General features: G+C 58.7%; 12 protein-coding genes and 1 pseudogene. 5 read left to right on the top strand and 8 right to left on the bottom strand.

Features of this window, described 5'->3' with window-relative positions; translation table 11 throughout:
- The first annotated feature begins 96 nt into the window (after positions 1-96).
- The gene (locus ACMXYJ_RS08930; protein WP_415759516.1) at positions 97-1,530 is read left to right on the top strand and encodes a M48 family metalloprotease; all 1,434 of its coding nucleotides are present in this window, start codon (positions 97-99) and stop codon (positions 1,528-1,530) included.
- Positions 1,531-1,605: 75 nt separating this feature from the next.
- Here the strand turns inward: ACMXYJ_RS08930 and ACMXYJ_RS08925 are convergent, their stop codons facing one another.
- From ACMXYJ_RS08925 to rpoE, 4 genes are all read right to left on the bottom strand, one after another.
- Positions 1,606-3,036 (bottom strand): DegQ family serine endoprotease, encoded by a 1,431-nt coding sequence (locus ACMXYJ_RS08925; protein ID WP_415759515.1) that lies wholly within the window; start codon positions 3,034-3,036, stop codon positions 1,606-1,608.
- Between the two features lie 181 nt (positions 3,037-3,217).
- Positions 3,218-4,174 carry a MucB/RseB C-terminal domain-containing protein gene (locus tag ACMXYJ_RS08920; protein WP_415759514.1) on the bottom strand — a complete coding sequence of 319 codons (957 nt, stop codon included), beginning with the start codon at positions 4,172-4,174 and terminating at the stop codon, positions 3,218-3,220.
- 8 nt (positions 4,175-4,182) lie between these two features.
- Complete coding sequence (locus ACMXYJ_RS08915; RefSeq protein WP_046055719.1) at positions 4,183-4,770, bottom strand: sigma-E factor negative regulatory protein; 588 nt, start codon at positions 4,768-4,770, stop codon at positions 4,183-4,185.
- A 30-nt stretch (positions 4,771-4,800) separates the two neighbouring features.
- Positions 4,801-5,382: an RNA polymerase sigma factor RpoE gene (gene rpoE, locus ACMXYJ_RS08910; RefSeq protein ID WP_007944079.1), complete on the bottom strand. Its 582-nt coding sequence runs from the start codon at positions 5,380-5,382 to the stop codon at positions 4,801-4,803.
- Positions 5,383-5,940: 558 nt separating this feature from the next.
- Here rpoE and nadB point away from each other — a divergent pair.
- Complete coding sequence (gene nadB, locus ACMXYJ_RS08905) at positions 5,941-7,557, top strand: L-aspartate oxidase (RefSeq protein WP_415759513.1); 1,617 nt, start codon at positions 5,941-5,943, stop codon at positions 7,555-7,557.
- On the opposite strand, the pseudogene ACMXYJ_RS08900 reads toward nadB, so the two are convergent.
- A pseudogene (locus ACMXYJ_RS08900) lies at positions 7,526-7,974 on the bottom strand (protein YgfX). The gene nadB and the pseudogene ACMXYJ_RS08900 overlap by 32 nt on opposite strands.
- Positions 7,958-8,212 (bottom strand): succinate dehydrogenase assembly factor 2, encoded by a 255-nt coding sequence (locus tag ACMXYJ_RS08895; protein ID WP_007898624.1) that lies wholly within the window; start codon positions 8,210-8,212, stop codon positions 7,958-7,960. Before ACMXYJ_RS08895 ends, ACMXYJ_RS08900 begins: the two are co-directional and overlap by 17 nt.
- 149 nt (positions 8,213-8,361) lie before the next feature.
- On the opposite strand from ACMXYJ_RS08895, the gene ACMXYJ_RS08890 reads away from it, so the two are divergent.
- Together ACMXYJ_RS08890 and ACMXYJ_RS08885 are read left to right on the top strand one after the other, a co-directional pair.
- On the top strand, positions 8,362-9,303 hold the full coding sequence (locus tag ACMXYJ_RS08890; RefSeq protein WP_415759512.1) for a YgfZ/GcvT domain-containing protein: 942 nt from the start codon (positions 8,362-8,364) through the stop codon (positions 9,301-9,303).
- A gap of 34 nt (positions 9,304-9,337) precedes the next feature.
- Positions 9,338-10,159 (top strand): HDOD domain-containing protein, encoded by an 822-nt coding sequence (locus ACMXYJ_RS08885; protein ID WP_415759511.1) that lies wholly within the window; start codon positions 9,338-9,340, stop codon positions 10,157-10,159.
- A 102-nt stretch (positions 10,160-10,261) separates the two neighbouring features.
- On the opposite strand, the gene ACMXYJ_RS08880 is transcribed toward ACMXYJ_RS08885, so the two are convergent.
- Together ACMXYJ_RS08880 and ACMXYJ_RS08875 are read right to left on the bottom strand one after the other, a co-directional pair.
- On the bottom strand, positions 10,262-11,650 hold the full coding sequence (locus tag ACMXYJ_RS08880) for a sensor histidine kinase (protein ID WP_415759510.1): 1,389 nt from the start codon (positions 11,648-11,650) through the stop codon (positions 10,262-10,264).
- Entirely contained in the window at positions 11,643-12,314 is a 672-nt protein-coding gene (locus tag ACMXYJ_RS08875) for a response regulator (RefSeq protein WP_008153060.1), read from the bottom strand. Before ACMXYJ_RS08875 ends, ACMXYJ_RS08880 begins: the two co-directional genes overlap by 8 nt.
- 234 nt (positions 12,315-12,548) lie before the next feature.
- Between ACMXYJ_RS08875 and ACMXYJ_RS08870 the strand changes: the two genes are divergently transcribed.
- Complete coding sequence (locus ACMXYJ_RS08870) at positions 12,549-13,841, top strand: OprD family porin (protein WP_415759509.1); 1,293 nt, start codon at positions 12,549-12,551, stop codon at positions 13,839-13,841.
- The last annotated feature ends 33 nt before the right edge of the window (positions 13,842-13,874 follow it).

Below are 13,874 nucleotides of genomic sequence, written 5' to 3'. Positions count from 1 at the left end.
CATCACTCCGGGGTCAGGTGGTCGAGTGGCTAGAATATCTGGTCCGAAGCGTAGTGTCCGGCTACAGTAAGGTCTTTGTCGACTAAGGCTTTGTGCATGACTTTTTTGCGCCCTACCCTGCTGACGCTCGCTTGCCTGCTCGCCTCACCGGGCTTCGCCGACGACCTGCCGTCACTCGGCGACGCCAGTTCTGCCATCGTCTCGCCGCAACAGGAACACCAGTTGGGCCGTGCCTGGCTGGCGCTGTTGCGCAGCCAGGTTTCGCAGCTCAACGATCCACAGCTCAAGGACTACGTCGAATCCAGCGTCTACAGGCTGGTCGAGACCAGCCAGGTCAATGACCGGCGCCTGGAGTTCATCCTGATCAACAGCCCGCAACTCAACGCCTTCGCGGCACCAGGCGGCATTGTCGGGGTTAACGGCGGTTTGTTCCTCAATGCCCAGACCGAAGGCGAATACGCCTCCGTACTCGCTCACGAATTGGCTCACTTGTCGCAGCGCCACTTCGCCCGTGGTGTCGAAGCCCAACAGCGCATGCAGGTGCCGATGATGGCCGCGCTACTGGCCGGGATCGTGATTGCCGCAGCCGGCGCTGGCGATGCCGGGATCGCGGCCATTGCGGGCACGCAGGCGGCAGCCATTCAGGAACAGCGGCGCTTCTCTCGCCAGAACGAACAGGAAGCTGACCGTATCGGCATCCTCAATCTGGAAAAGGCCGGCTACGACCCACGCTCGATGCCGACCATGTTCGAGCGATTGGCGCGCCAATACCGCTTTGACGCCAAGCCACCGGAATTTCTGCTGACTCACCCGGTGACCGAGTCGCGGATCGCGGACACGCGCAACCGCGCCGAACAGTCCAAAGCCGGTGGCATCGAAGACACTCTGCGATATCAGCTGATTCGTGCACGGGTCCAATTGATCTATGAAGAAACCCCAGGCTTGGGCGCCAAACGTTTTCGCGCCCAGCTTGATGAAAACCCGAAAAGTGATGTCGCTCGCTATGGCTTGGCCATCGCCCAGATCAAGGGTGGCCAGCTGAATGAAGCACGGGAAAACCTCAAGGTGCTTCTGGCCAAGTCGCCAAACGAGATCATCTACAACCTGGCGCAGGTCGATCTGGACATCACTAACAATCGTCTGCCGGACGCCCAGTCCCGGGTTGACCGGATGCTGACGCAGTATCCCGGCAACTATCCGCTGAATTCGGTGCGTGTTGACCTGCTGCTCAAGCAGAACCGTGCGCCCGACGCGGAAAAAGCACTGGAGAATCTGCTCAAGAGCCGTCCGGACGATCCGGACGTCTGGTACATGGTGGCCGAGACTCGAGGTCTGTCAGGCAACATCATCGGCCTGCATCAGGCCCGCGCCGAGTATTTCGCCCTGGTCGGGGATTACCGTCAGGCCATTCAGCAACTGGATTTCGCCAAGCGCAAGGCAGGTACCAACTTCCCGCTGTCATCGCGAATCGACGCACGGCAACGTGAGCTGATGGAACAGGAGCGCATGATCAAGGACATGATGGGCTGACGCTTGTCAGAAAAAATGGCAGACATAAAAAAACCGCCTCTTTCGAGGCGGTTTTTTATTCAGCCAACAACCGGATTACTCAGCCAGTTTGAAGGTGATGAAGCTGGCGCGTCCTTGACGCAGAACCCGCATCGACACCGAGCGGTTCTTCGGCAGCGCCTTGGCGATATCCGTGAACTCCTTGGCGGAACCGATTGCCTGATTGTTCAGGTGTGTGATCACATCGCCTGGCTGCAGGCCAATCAGAGAAGCAGGACCGTCCTGGACTTCCTTGATGACGACGCCGCCTTTGAGGTCGTAGGTTTTCTTCTGTTCATCCGTCAGCTCAACCACGGAAACACCCAGCCGGTTGCTGCTGCGCTCGGTGCTGGATTTCGGCAGCGAATCCAGCTCTTTGCCTTCTTCCGGGATCGCGCCGACTGTCAACTCGACATTCTTGCGCTTACCTTCACGAATCACTTCCAGATCAGCTTTCGAGCCCGCCTTAAGCGCGCCCACCAAGTGTGGCAGATCGGCGGACATGACGATCGGTTGGCCGTTCATGGTCAGGATCACGTCACCTACTTGCAGGCCACCCTTGGCAGCCGGGCCGTCATCCTGGATCTGAGCCACCAGCGCGCCGGCTGGCTTATCCAGACCGAACGACTCGGCCAGGTCCTTGTTCACTTCCTGAATCACCACACCCAACCAGCCACGGCTGACTTTGCCGCCGCTTTTGAGCTGATTGGAAACGTCCATGGCTACGTCGATCGGGATCGCGAACGACACGCCCATAAAGCCGCCGGAACGGGTGTAGATCTGCGAGTTGATGCCCACCACTTCACCGGCAAGGTTGAACAGCGGACCACCAGAGTTACCCGGGTTGATTGGCACGTCGGTCTGGATGAACGGCACATAGTTTTCGTTCGGCAGGCTGCGACCGATGGCGCTGACGATGCCTTGGGTCACGGTATGGTCGAAACCGAATGGTGAGCCAATAGCCACGACCCACTGGCCGGCTTTCAGATCCTGGGATTTGCCAAGTTTGAGGACCGGCAGATCCTTGCCTTCGATTTTCAACAGCGCCACGTCGGAACGTGGATCGGTGCCGATCAGCTTGGCCTTCAATTCGCTGCGGTCGGCGAGACGAACGAGAATTTCGTCGGCATCGGCGATGACATGATTGTTGGTCAGGATGTAGCCATCAGGCGAAATGATGAAGCCCGAACCCAGGGACTGGGCTTCACGCTGACGATCACCGCGTGGCGTACGAGGCTGTGGCGGCATGCCACGCTCAAAGAACTCGCGCAGCATTGGCGGCAAGTCATCAAGGTTAGGCATCTCCTGGCTCGACACTTTGCGGTCCGGCAGTTTCTGCGTGGTACTGATGTTCACCACCGCGGGCGAGGCCTGCTCGACCAACTGTGTGAAGTCAGGCAACTCGGCCGCCTGAACAGCGACCGCCTGACCAAGCACCAGCACGGTGGCAAAAATAGAGAGATAAGACTTCAAGCGTGGTATCGACATACGGCTCCCGTTACGACGAGCATGGTTAAGCGATATGGAGCAAGGAACACCGGGAACGATACGCCGGTATTTTTGTTCCGGGAACAACAAACAAGGCCAGAGCCGAGGGGCTCTGACCTATAGAAAAAATCGGGGATATTTGCAAGTTGAAATGCTCACCAAACATTTCGATTTCAGCTCACTACTTGGTTGCAGTGGCGTCGCTGCGCATGGATAGCGCAATCCGTTCAGCGGTGCCAATCGGAATCTCACCGACCACGGTCACCATCATCTCGCCTTGCGGGGTAGTCAAGCGTCGGGAAACTGCAACGGTCGGCCCCAACTGGGTGCGAGTGTCAGTAATTGTTGCGCCATTCAACGGTTCAAGGAAAACCGAGAAACGGGCCAGACCATCGTCATACATCAGACTATTGACTTGGGTTTTGGTCTCTGGGTCCTTGCGGGACGTACTGCTGGTCAGTTCGAAACCAGGTGGTAACCAGTCCGACCGCCATACTTGGGTCGCCTTGATTGCAGAAGCCTTGTCGCTGTCGAGGGCAACCGTTTTGCAATCGGCGCCAGGCTGCAAGTCGCTGTCGGACGGAACATCGGCGGTATCCAGTTGAGTGAACTGGAATCGCTCCAGCAACTGCCCTTTTTCATTCAGAAGCAATGATTTGAGAGGCAGGCCAGTTTCTTTATCCAGATGTAATTCAAAACCGTAGCGGTGTTGATCGCGAGGCGTCAGTGAAACGATCACTGCCGCACGCCCGGCCACGCGCGACTTGCCAATGACGGCAAGGTCATACCAATTCTTTAGCTTTTGTGGATCGAGTGTACGAGCAGTGGAGCTGGAAGAATCTCCAAGCCCTGCTATCAGAATGCCGCTAACGCATTGAGTACGCCCATCAATGCGCACGACTTCCTGTGCCGAGCCGTCGAGCTGGAGTAACCGCTCGCGGACCTTGCCATCCTGGACGCGGTGCCAGATGTTATGGGTAGAAAAACTACCGTTACGCTCGTAGACGAATGTACCGTGAAAGCTTTGCTGTTGCTCGGCTTGGCCCAGACGGGTCAACCAGTCCTGGGCTTCATCAGCATGGGCTGGAACAACAAACCAGCCACCGAGCAGAAGCGTAAGTAGAGGGATGGCGCGCATGATCCTCCTTAACGGTTTTCCAGACTGGCTGCACGAGCGTAAGGCAGAGCGCTCTCAGTACCTTTCAGTGCAGCCTGCTGAGCATGTTGGCGCAAGTAGCCTGGCAGACGCTGATCGTGCCAGCCTGGCTGACCTTGCAATACGCCGTTGGCCATAGGGCCAGTGGCTTCCGAACTCTCATTGTAGCCTGCTAATACAGCTGGACCCTTGACCTGAGGAACGGCCAGACCTGGTTGACTGGATTGTTGAGCCAGTTCGACCCCAGCGATCTCGTCCTGATTATACAGACGAACACCTGCCAGTACGGCGAGAGTTACCGATGCAGCGACCGCCAGACGACCCAGGCTGCGCCATGGACCACGGGTGGCTTTTGCAGGTACGGCTTCGTCAGCCAGCGCAGCAGAGACTGCCGCAGCGATATCCAGACGTGGAAGCAGCAAATCCTTGTGCATGACTGCCCGAGCGATTTGATAACGAGCCCAGGTATCACGGGTTTCAACATCGTCAAAGGCATTCAATACCCGACGCAATTCCAATTCGTCCGCTTCGTTATCCATCACTGCGGACAGCGATTCCTGCAGGGCTTCACGACTCATGGCGTTCCTCTCTTGGCTGTCGCCGCTGTCTCAGTTTTCCTGCAACAACGGCTGCAGGGCTTTATCGATGGCTTCCCGAGCGCGGAAAATCCGGGAGCGCACGGTACCCACCGGACACTGCATGACGGCTGCAATGTCCTCGTAACTCAGACCATCGAATTCACGTAAAGTTAAAGCCGTACGCAAATCTTCTGGCAGTTGCTGAATGGTTCGATGGACGGTGCCTTCGATCTCATCCCGCAGCAATGCACGTTCTGGCGACTCGAGATCCTTGAGGCCATGATCGCCATCGTAGAACTCTGCATCCTCGGAACTGACATCGCTATCCGGCGGCCGACGGCCGCGTGAAACCAGATAGTTTTTCGCCGTGTTGATGGCGATGCGGTAAAGCCACGTATAAAACGCGCTGTCTCCGCGAAAATTTCCAAGTGCACGGTACGCCTTGATAAAGGCTTCCTGCGCCACATCCTGGGCTTCATGGGTGTCGTGCACGAAACGCACGATCAACCCGAGAATTTTGTGCTGGTATTTCAGCACTAGCAGATCGAAAGCTCGCTTGTCGCCGCGCTGAACGCGTTCGACCAGTTGCTGATCCTCTTCCTGGGTTAGCATGAACACTCCTCGATAAGCTCGGAGGAGGCTTGCATAACTAAACAACCAGACTTGCAAACATAGACTCGGGCTTTTCGCAAAAGTTCTCCCCCTCCAAGCAAGTTTCCTGCGGGCTCTGATTTGGCACGCACGAAAAGCGCAGCGCGGGTCAACCCGGCTGCGCGAATAATCTTGTCATCGGATTCGCCGGCAAGGATCAAATCACCGATCCCGCGTTGAAGCCGACACTGTCCCTTGAATCAGGCAACGGTCTATTGATCTTGGGCCTTTGGCAAAAGTTCCAAATATTTATAGCCGCGCAAGACCGACATTGTGCAACCGTGAATAGAAAAAGACTGTTAAATCGTTGATACAGTCGTCTTGTCGCCGAACCGGCCCAAAAACCATCCGACGAAGCGTCAGGTATTTCCCGTCACAGTAGTTTCACAATGCCATGTGCGCTCGCTATTGTGCCGCTCCCCCCCTCTATATACTAGTGGGCTGTGTGGCTGTCTTGACTCGCCGATCCAGGCGTCTTGCGCCAACCCCGACCCGGGTCGCTTTGAGCGGAATCCTGAAATGAGCCAACAGTTTCAACACGATGTTCTGGTAATTGGCAGCGGTGCTGCCGGCTTGAGCCTTGCGCTGACCTTGCCCGGTCATTTGCGCATCGCCGTACTGAGCAAAGGCGACCTCGCCAATGGCTCGACTTTCTGGGCCCAGGGTGGCGTCGCGGCCGTCCTGGATGACACCGACACCGTTGAATCACATGTCGATGACACCCTCAATGCTGGCGGTGGCCTGTGCCACGAAGACGCCGTGCGCTTTACCGTCGAGCACAGTAAAGAGGCGATTCAATGGCTGATCGACCAAGGTGTACCCTTCACGCGCGATGAACAGTCCGGCACCGAAGATGGCGGATTCGAGTTCCACCTGACCCGCGAAGGCGGTCACAGCCATCGGCGTATCATCCATGCCGCCGATGCCACGGGCGCAGCGATTTTCAGAACCTTGCTCGACAAGGCCAGGCAACGACCGAACATCGAACTGCTGGAACAGCGGGTCGCGGTCGACCTGATCACCGAAAAGCGCCTGGGCCTTGAAGGTGATCGCTGCCTCGGCGCCTACGTCCTCAATCGCGGGACCGGCGAAGTCGACACCTACGGCGCTCGTTTTGTGATCCTCGCATCGGGTGGCGCAGCAAAGGTCTATCTCTATACCAGCAACCCCGACGGCGCCTGCGGTGATGGCATTGCCATGGCCTGGCGTTCAGGCTGCAGGGTGGCGAATCTGGAATTCAACCAGTTCCACCCCACTTGCCTGTATCACCCGCAAGCCAAAAGCTTCCTGATCACCGAAGCCCTGCGCGGCGAAGGCGCACACCTGAAGTTGCCCAACGGCGAACGTTTCATGCAACGCTTCGACCCTCGCGCCGAACTGGCACCCCGCGACATCGTCGCCCGGGCCATCGACCATGAAATGAAGCGCCTGGGCGTCGATTGCGTCTATCTGGACATCAGTCACAAGCCGGAAGCGTTCATCAAGACTCACTTCCCGACGGTGTACGAACGCTGCCTCGAATTCTCCATCGACATCACCAAGCAGCCGATTCCGGTGGTTCCGGCGGCGCACTACACGTGCGGCGGCGTGATGGTCGACCAGCAGGGTCGCACCGATGTGCCGGGGCTATATGCCATTGGCGAAACCAGCTTCACCGGCCTGCACGGCGCCAACCGCATGGCCAGTAACTCGTTGCTGGAGTGTTTCGTTTACGCCCGCTCGGCGGCGGCGGACATTCTTGAGCAGCTGCCGCAGGTTTCGACTCCGATCGCCCTGCCCGTCTGGGATGCGAGCCAGGTTACCGATTCAGACGAAGACGTGATCATTGCGCACAACTGGGACGAGCTGCGCCGATTCATGTGGGACTATGTCGGCATCGTGCGCACCAACAAGCGCTTGCAACGGGCACAGCACCGCGTACGGCTGTTGCTGGATGAAATCGACGAGTTCTACAGCAACTACAAGGTCAGTCGGGATTTGATCGAATTGCGTAACCTGGCCCAAGTAGCCGAGCTGATGATCCAGTCAGCCATGGAACGCAAGGAGAGTCGCGGCCTGCATTACACCCTCGACTATCCGAACATGCTGCCGGTTGCCCTGGACACTATTCTGGTGCCGCCCACCTACGTCGACTGAACGTAAGCCGAACCCGCAGGCGCCGGTGCAGATCCGCCGCCTGCGAGTCGCGGGGAACGCAGATTGATCTGACCCGCCGCTCGCCTCGCAGACGAAAACGCAGCACAACGAGCAAAGGTAGCGCCAGGCTGTCCGGTCGTAGCTGCACCGATTGCCAACCCTCCTCATTCCACAACTGCCAGCCATCAGCATTGCGACGCAAGCCGCGAAATGCCTGAGGGTGTGTCAACAGAATCTGTCGCGGTAACGCCCAAGCGCCGTGAGCCAGACAGCAAAAAGCGCCAAGCAGACAGGCCCACATCGGTATAGAAAGAAAGGACAGCGACCCAGCGCGAACAGCTGAGCCAGAAGATACGCCGCCAGCAATTGCCGTGAGGCATGCCAGCGGCATTCGAACGCATTACTTGGGCTGGACACGATCCAGAATCATGCGAACCATGCGCTGAAGCTCCGGATCTTCCGATTCGGCGCGTTCCATGAACCAGCCGAACATGTCCTGATCTTCGCATTCGAGCAGCCTGACGTAGCATGCGCGATCAACTTCGTTGAGGTGCGGGTAAACCTCTTTCACGAACGGTACCAGCAACACGTCAAGCTCAAGCATGCCGCGGCGGCTGTGCCAGTAGAGGCGATTCAGTTCAACATCTTCGACCATGGAGCGCTCCTCAAATAGGCGGCAAGTATACAGCCCCAGGCACAGTCGAACACTCGGCTTTGGTCGGCCACCAACGATCCTTTGTGAACTACCCATTTCAAGAGCGCCCCCTTATGATGTCCCCCAGACTCTTTACCCTGCGATGACCCATGGCCGATTCTGCTTTTTTCTGCACCCTGTCTCACGAAGGCGTTCTCGCAGTACGCGGCGCGGATGCCGGCAAATTCCTGCAAGGCCAGTTGACCTGCAACCTCAATTACCTGAGTGACACCCAGGCCAGCCTCGGCGCCCGCTGCACGCAGAAGGGCCGGATGCAGTCGAGTTTCCGCATCCTGCTGGAAAGCGACGGCGTTCTGATGGCCATGGCCACCGAACTGCTGGAACCGCAACTGGCGGACCTGAAAAAGTACGCAGTGTTTTCCAAGTCCAAACTGACCGATGAAAGCGCCGCCTGGGTCCGCTTCGGCGTCGACCATGGCGATGCGACACTGATCAGCCTCGGTCTTGAGCTGCCGGCCGACACCGACAGCGTCGCGCGCAATGACGGTTTGATCGCCATTCGCGTCTCGCCGGACCGCGCCGAACTCTGGGTCGCCGCCGACCAGGCCGACCTTATCAAGGGCAAGCTGTCCGCCGTATTGGCCGAAGGCGATCTGAATCAATGGCTGTTGGGGCAGATCCGCGCAGGGATCGGCCAGGTCATGCCGAGCACTCGCGAGCTGTTCATCCCGCAGATGCTCAATCTGCAAGCCGTGGGCGGCGTGAGCTTCAAGAAAGGTTGCTACACCGGCCAGGAAATCGTCGCGCGCATGCAGTACCTGGGCAAACTCAAGCGCCGCTTGTATCGCCTGAAACTGGATGCCAACGAGTTGCCTGAACCTGGCACACAATTGTTTTCCCCTACCCACGGCAGCTCTATCGGCGAAGTGGTGCTGGCCGCCAACGCCGGGCAAAACATTGAACTCCTGGCCGTACTGCAAGCCGAAGCAGCAGAAGGGGGTGATATCCATCTGGGCGCGCTCGAAGGGCCAGCCCTGCACCTGCTCGACCTGCCTTACCAACTGGATCGCGATCGCGAAATCCAGCGTTAACAGCAGCATTTGTCGCAATACCTAGAGAAACGAAATGAGCGAGCTGGCGGAAAAGGTCCAACAGGATTTGGTTGAGGCCATCGATAACGATGACCTGGTTCTGCCAACGTTACCGGAAGTGGCCCTGCAGATTCGCAAGGCCGCTGAAGACCCGGAAATCAGCGTCAGCACCCTGAGCAAAGTGATCGGCCGCGATACCGCGCTGTCGGCGCGTCTGATCAAAGTAGTCAATAGCCCGCTGTTGCGCGCGACCCAGGAAGTCACTGACCTGCACACGGCAATCACTCGACTGGGCATCAATTACAGCAGCAACCTGGCCATCGGTCTGGTCATGGAACAGATTTTCCATGCCCGCTCCGAGGTGGTGGAACACAAAATGCGCGATGTCTGGCGCAAAAGCCTGGAAATCGCCGGGATCAGCTATGCACTGTGCCGCAGGTACACCCAACTCAAGCCCGATCAGGCAGCCCTTGGCGGACTGGTGCATCAGATCGGTGTGCTGCCGATCCTGACCTACGCCGAAGATCACTATGAACTGCTGGCTGACCCGGTCAGCCTCAACCATGTGATCGATCACATTCATCCCCTGCTCGGCGACAAACTGCTCAGGGTCTGGGAGTTTCCGGAAATGCTGGTTCAGGTGCCGGGGCTTTATCTGGACTTCAATCGACAGTCCGAGCGGGTCGATTATGTCGATCTGGTGCAAGTGGCCAGCCTGTATTGCCACAAGGACACCGACCATCCTCTCGCGCGCATCGACGCATCCAGCGTGCCGGCGTTCAAAAAGCTGGGGATTGATCCGGAGAACGAGGCGATGTGCCGCGATCTGGAAGAGTCGCGGTCGATGTTCTATTAAGAGCTTCGCGGGCAAGCCTCGCTCCTACAGGTCATCACAAACCTGTAGGAGCGAGCGGTGCGGCGATCCGACTTGCCCGCGAAGAGGCCAGCACAGACACCATCACTCCCCTGCAATAAAACTCACCCGCACCTTCAACCCCGCCTGTTCGCCATCGTGCAGGCTGATTTGAGCCAGGTGTGCGCGGCAGATCTCGCCAACAATCGCCAGCCCCAATCCCGAACCGGCCACCTGCTGGTTACGGCGGTAAAAGCGCTCGAACACCCGATCGCGCTCTTCAAGAGGAATGCCCGGGCCGTCGTCCTCGACCTCCAACACGGCCGGTGCAGTGACTCGAAGAATCACGTTGCCGCCCGACGGCGTATGGGCCAGCGCGTTATCCACCAGATTGCTCAACAGTTCGTTCAACAGCGTTGGCTCGCCGCGCAACCACACCGGTTCGTCCGCTTCCAGCGCCAACGCCACACCACGTGCGTGGGCCAGCGGTGCCATGGCCATGCCGAGTTCGCGAGCCAGCTGACTGAGGTCAAGCAACTGCGCGCCGCCCTCGGCGATGGCCCGGGCGCCATTTTCGACCCGCGCCAGCGAGAGCAGTTGATTGGCAAGGTGGGTCAAACGGTCCGTGCCTTGGGCGGCGGTTTCCAATGTACTGCGCCAGGTTTGCGGTTCGGTCGAGCGTAAGCCCAGTTCCAGTCGTGCCTTGAGCGCCGCCAAGGGAGTACGCAGCTCATGGGCGGCATCGGCGATGAACTGCGCCTGACGTTCGAACTGCCCGCGCAGGCGCTCGGTAAAGTGATTGAGCGCGCGAACCAATGGCCACAATTCGTGCTGCACTTCCACCAACGGTAGTGGCCGCAGATCGTCCGGCTGACGCTCTTCCACCGCAGTGCGCAAGCGTTCCAGCGGACGCAACGCGGCGCTGACCGCAAACCACACCAACAACAACGCACCGATCGCCAGCATGCCCAGACGCAGCAATGTGTCCGCTGCCAGGCTGCGGGCCATGCTGACCCGCGCCTCATCGGTTTCCGCCACGCGGATTTCCGCCATGCCGTTCATGTTCGGCTCGCTCACGGGTTTGAGCAGGCTCACCACGCGTACGTTCTGCCCCTGATACTTGGCGTTATAGAAACGCGCCAGTGCCGGATAGTCGTCCGTTCGCGGGGTTCCCGGCGGCGGTGGCGGCAGATTTTCGTAACCCGAGATCAGCTTCTGATTGATGTCGTTGACCAGGTAAAAAATCCGTCCCGCACTGTCGTAGGCGAAGGTGTCGAGGGCCACGTACGGCACGTCGGCGCTCAGCGTGCCGTCACGCTGGGAGACGCCCGCCGCGATGGTCCGCGCTGAGGCCAGCAAGGTCCGGTCATAGGCGGTGTCAGCAGCTTCGCGACCGTTCCAGTAAGCGCTCAAACCACTGGCCAGCATCAACACCACCAGCAACAGCGCCAGATTCCACAGCAACCGCCAGCGCAGGCTGCTGGGCTTATGCATCGCGGCTTTCCAGCAAGTAGCCGAGACCGCGGAAGGTCACGATGACCACCGGTTGGCCATCGAGCTTTTTGCGCAAGCGATGGACATAGATCTCGATGGCGTCGGGGCTGGCTTCTTCGTCCAGGCCGAAGACTTGCGAGGCCAGTTGCTCCTTGCTCATCACCCGGCCGGGACGGGCGATCAGGGCTTCGAGCACGGCTTGCTCGCGGGAGGTCAGGGTCAGCAACTCTTCGCCGAGGGTGAAGCGCCGTGTGTCCAGATCATAGGCCAGCACGCCGCAGCGCTGCAGGCGTTCACCGCCGAGCACACTGCGGCGCAGCAAGGCTTTGACCCGGGCTTCGAGTTCAGTCAGTTCGAAAGGTTTGGCCAGGTAATCGTCAGCGCCGAGGTTCAGGCCGTGAACCCGATCCTTGACGTCGCTGCGGGCGGTCAACATCAACACCGGAAGGTTCTTGCCCCGCGCCCGCAGGCGCGCCAGCACTTCGAATCCATCCATGCGCGGCAGGCCGACGTCGAGAATCGCCATGGCGTATTCCTCGCTGCTCAACGCCAGGTCGGCCGCCACGCCGTCGTGCAGCACATCCACGGTCAGCCCGGTGCTCTTGAGCGCCTGGGCGACACTTTCGGCGAGCTGAAGATGGTCTTCGACGAGCAGAACACGCATGGATCTTTACCTCATTCAGGGATGGTCGGCGCCATTCTTTGGCGCGGAGTTTACAGCCGCAACCGCCGCTGTGAAGCCCGAAAACCGTGAAAGTCAGCTGAAAGGTTAGCGAAAGGTTGGCCGGTTAGAGTCCAGCCACGGACAGTTTCGACTGCCCGTCGCTACCGCACATAGCGTACGAAAAACGCCTCGAAGCGTTTTCGCCAATAAGAACAATAAACGGAGTACGACACCATGCTGTCCATGCAGCTTCAGGCTCGCCCGCCTGCTCGTTTTTCTCGCCTCAGCCACACCGCCCTCGCCAGTGCCGCCGCCCTCGCCGGCTTTTCGCCGTTGAGTCAGGCTGCCTTCTTCGAAGACAGTACGGCAACCCTCGAAACCCGCAACATGTATTTCAACCGCGACTTTCGCGACGGTACCAGCGCCCAGCAATCCAAGCGGGACGAATGGGCTCAGGGGTTCATGCTCAACCTGCAATCGGGTTACACCGATGGCACCGTGGGGTTCGGTGTCGATGCGCTGGGCATGCTGGGGGTCAAACTCGATTCGAGTCCCGACCGCACCGGCACCGGCCTGCTGCCAACCCATGACGACGGCCGCGCGGCCGATGAGTACTCCAAGCTTGGCCTGACCGGCAAAGTGAAAATCTCCGCCACGGAACTTAAAATCGGCAGCCTGATTCCGGAACTGCCGATCCTCAAGCCCAACGACGGGCGCATCTTGCCGCAGACCTTTGAGGGCGGTTTGCTGACCTCCAAAGAGATCAAGAACCTGACCTTCACCGGCGGGCGTCTGGAGAAAGCCAAGGACCGTGACAGCACCGACTTCGAGGACATCGCCCTCAACAACAAGAACAGCCGTTTTGCTGGCACCGCTGCCGGCAAGCACTTTGACTTTGGCGGCGTGGACTATAAGTTCACCGACAAAATCACCGGCAGTTACCACTTCGCGCAACTTGATGAAGTCTACAACCAGCACTTCCTCGGTGTTGTCGCTTCGCAACCGTTCGGCCCCGGCACTTTCGGCACCGATCTGCGCTTGGCCATCAGTGATGACCAGGGCGCGGCCCGTGGCGGCAATATCGACAACAAATCCCTCAACGGCCTAGTGAGCTACGCCTTGAGCGGGCATAAATTCAGCGCCGGCTATCAGCACATGTCCGGTGACAGCGCCTTCCCTTATGTCGATGGCAGTGACCCGTACCTGGTCAACTTCGTTCAGATCAACGACTTTGCCGGCGCCGAAGAACGCTCCTGGCAGGCACGTTACGACTTTGACTTCGCCAAACTCGGCATTCCGGGCCTGAGTTTCATGAGCCGTTACCTGAGCGGCGACAACATCAAGCTCAAGAACGGTGACGAAGGCAAAGAGTGGGAACGCAACACCGAAATCAAATACGTCGTACAAAGCGGCGCTCTGAAAGATGTCGCCGTACGCCTGCGTAATGCCACCTACCGTTCCAACTACTCCGCTCGCGATGCCGATGAAGTGCGTCTGCTGGTGAGCTATAGCGTTGCCCTTTGGTAAACATCACGTTCAATAACAATAATGAATGCCCGT

The organism is Pseudomonas arabinosi, from assembly GCF_047758675.1.
Taxonomy (GTDB): domain Bacteria; phylum Pseudomonadota; class Gammaproteobacteria; order Pseudomonadales; family Pseudomonadaceae; genus Aquipseudomonas; species Aquipseudomonas arabinosi.
This window is presented reverse-complemented; position numbering and strand designations above follow the sequence as displayed.

Bases quoted from the DNA above. Each gene is read 5' to 3' on its own strand.
- ACMXYJ_RS08890 (WP_415759512.1), top strand. From the start codon at position 8,362: ATGGCCGATTCTGCTTTTTTCTGCACCCTGTCTCACGAAGGCGTTCTC.
- ACMXYJ_RS08895 (WP_007898624.1), bottom strand. From the start codon at position 8,212: ATGGTCGAAGATGTTGAACTGAATCGCCTCTACTGGCACAGCCGCCGC.
- ACMXYJ_RS08915 (WP_046055719.1), bottom strand. From the start codon at position 4,770: ATGAGTCGTGAAGCCCTGCAGGAATCGCTGTCCGCAGTGATGGATAAC.
- ACMXYJ_RS08885 (WP_415759511.1), top strand. From the start codon at position 9,338: ATGAGCGAGCTGGCGGAAAAGGTCCAACAGGATTTGGTTGAGGCCATC.
- rpoE (WP_007944079.1), bottom strand. From the start codon at position 5,382: ATGCTAACCCAGGAAGAGGATCAGCAACTGGTCGAACGCGTTCAGCGC.
- ACMXYJ_RS08870 (WP_415759509.1), top strand. From the start codon at position 12,549: ATGCTGTCCATGCAGCTTCAGGCTCGCCCGCCTGCTCGTTTTTCTCGC.
- ACMXYJ_RS08930 (WP_415759516.1), top strand. From the start codon at position 97: ATGACTTTTTTGCGCCCTACCCTGCTGACGCTCGCTTGCCTGCTCGCC.
- ACMXYJ_RS08925 (WP_415759515.1), bottom strand. From the start codon at position 3,036: ATGTCGATACCACGCTTGAAGTCTTATCTCTCTATTTTTGCCACCGTG.
- ACMXYJ_RS08920 (WP_415759514.1), bottom strand. From the start codon at position 4,174: ATGCGCGCCATCCCTCTACTTACGCTTCTGCTCGGTGGCTGGTTTGTT.
- ACMXYJ_RS08875 (WP_008153060.1), bottom strand. From the start codon at position 12,314: ATGCGTGTTCTGCTCGTCGAAGACCATCTTCAGCTCGCCGAAAGTGTC.
- ACMXYJ_RS08880 (WP_415759510.1), bottom strand. From the start codon at position 11,650: ATGCATAAGCCCAGCAGCCTGCGCTGGCGGTTGCTGTGGAATCTGGCG.
- nadB (WP_415759513.1), top strand. From the start codon at position 5,941: ATGAGCCAACAGTTTCAACACGATGTTCTGGTAATTGGCAGCGGTGCT.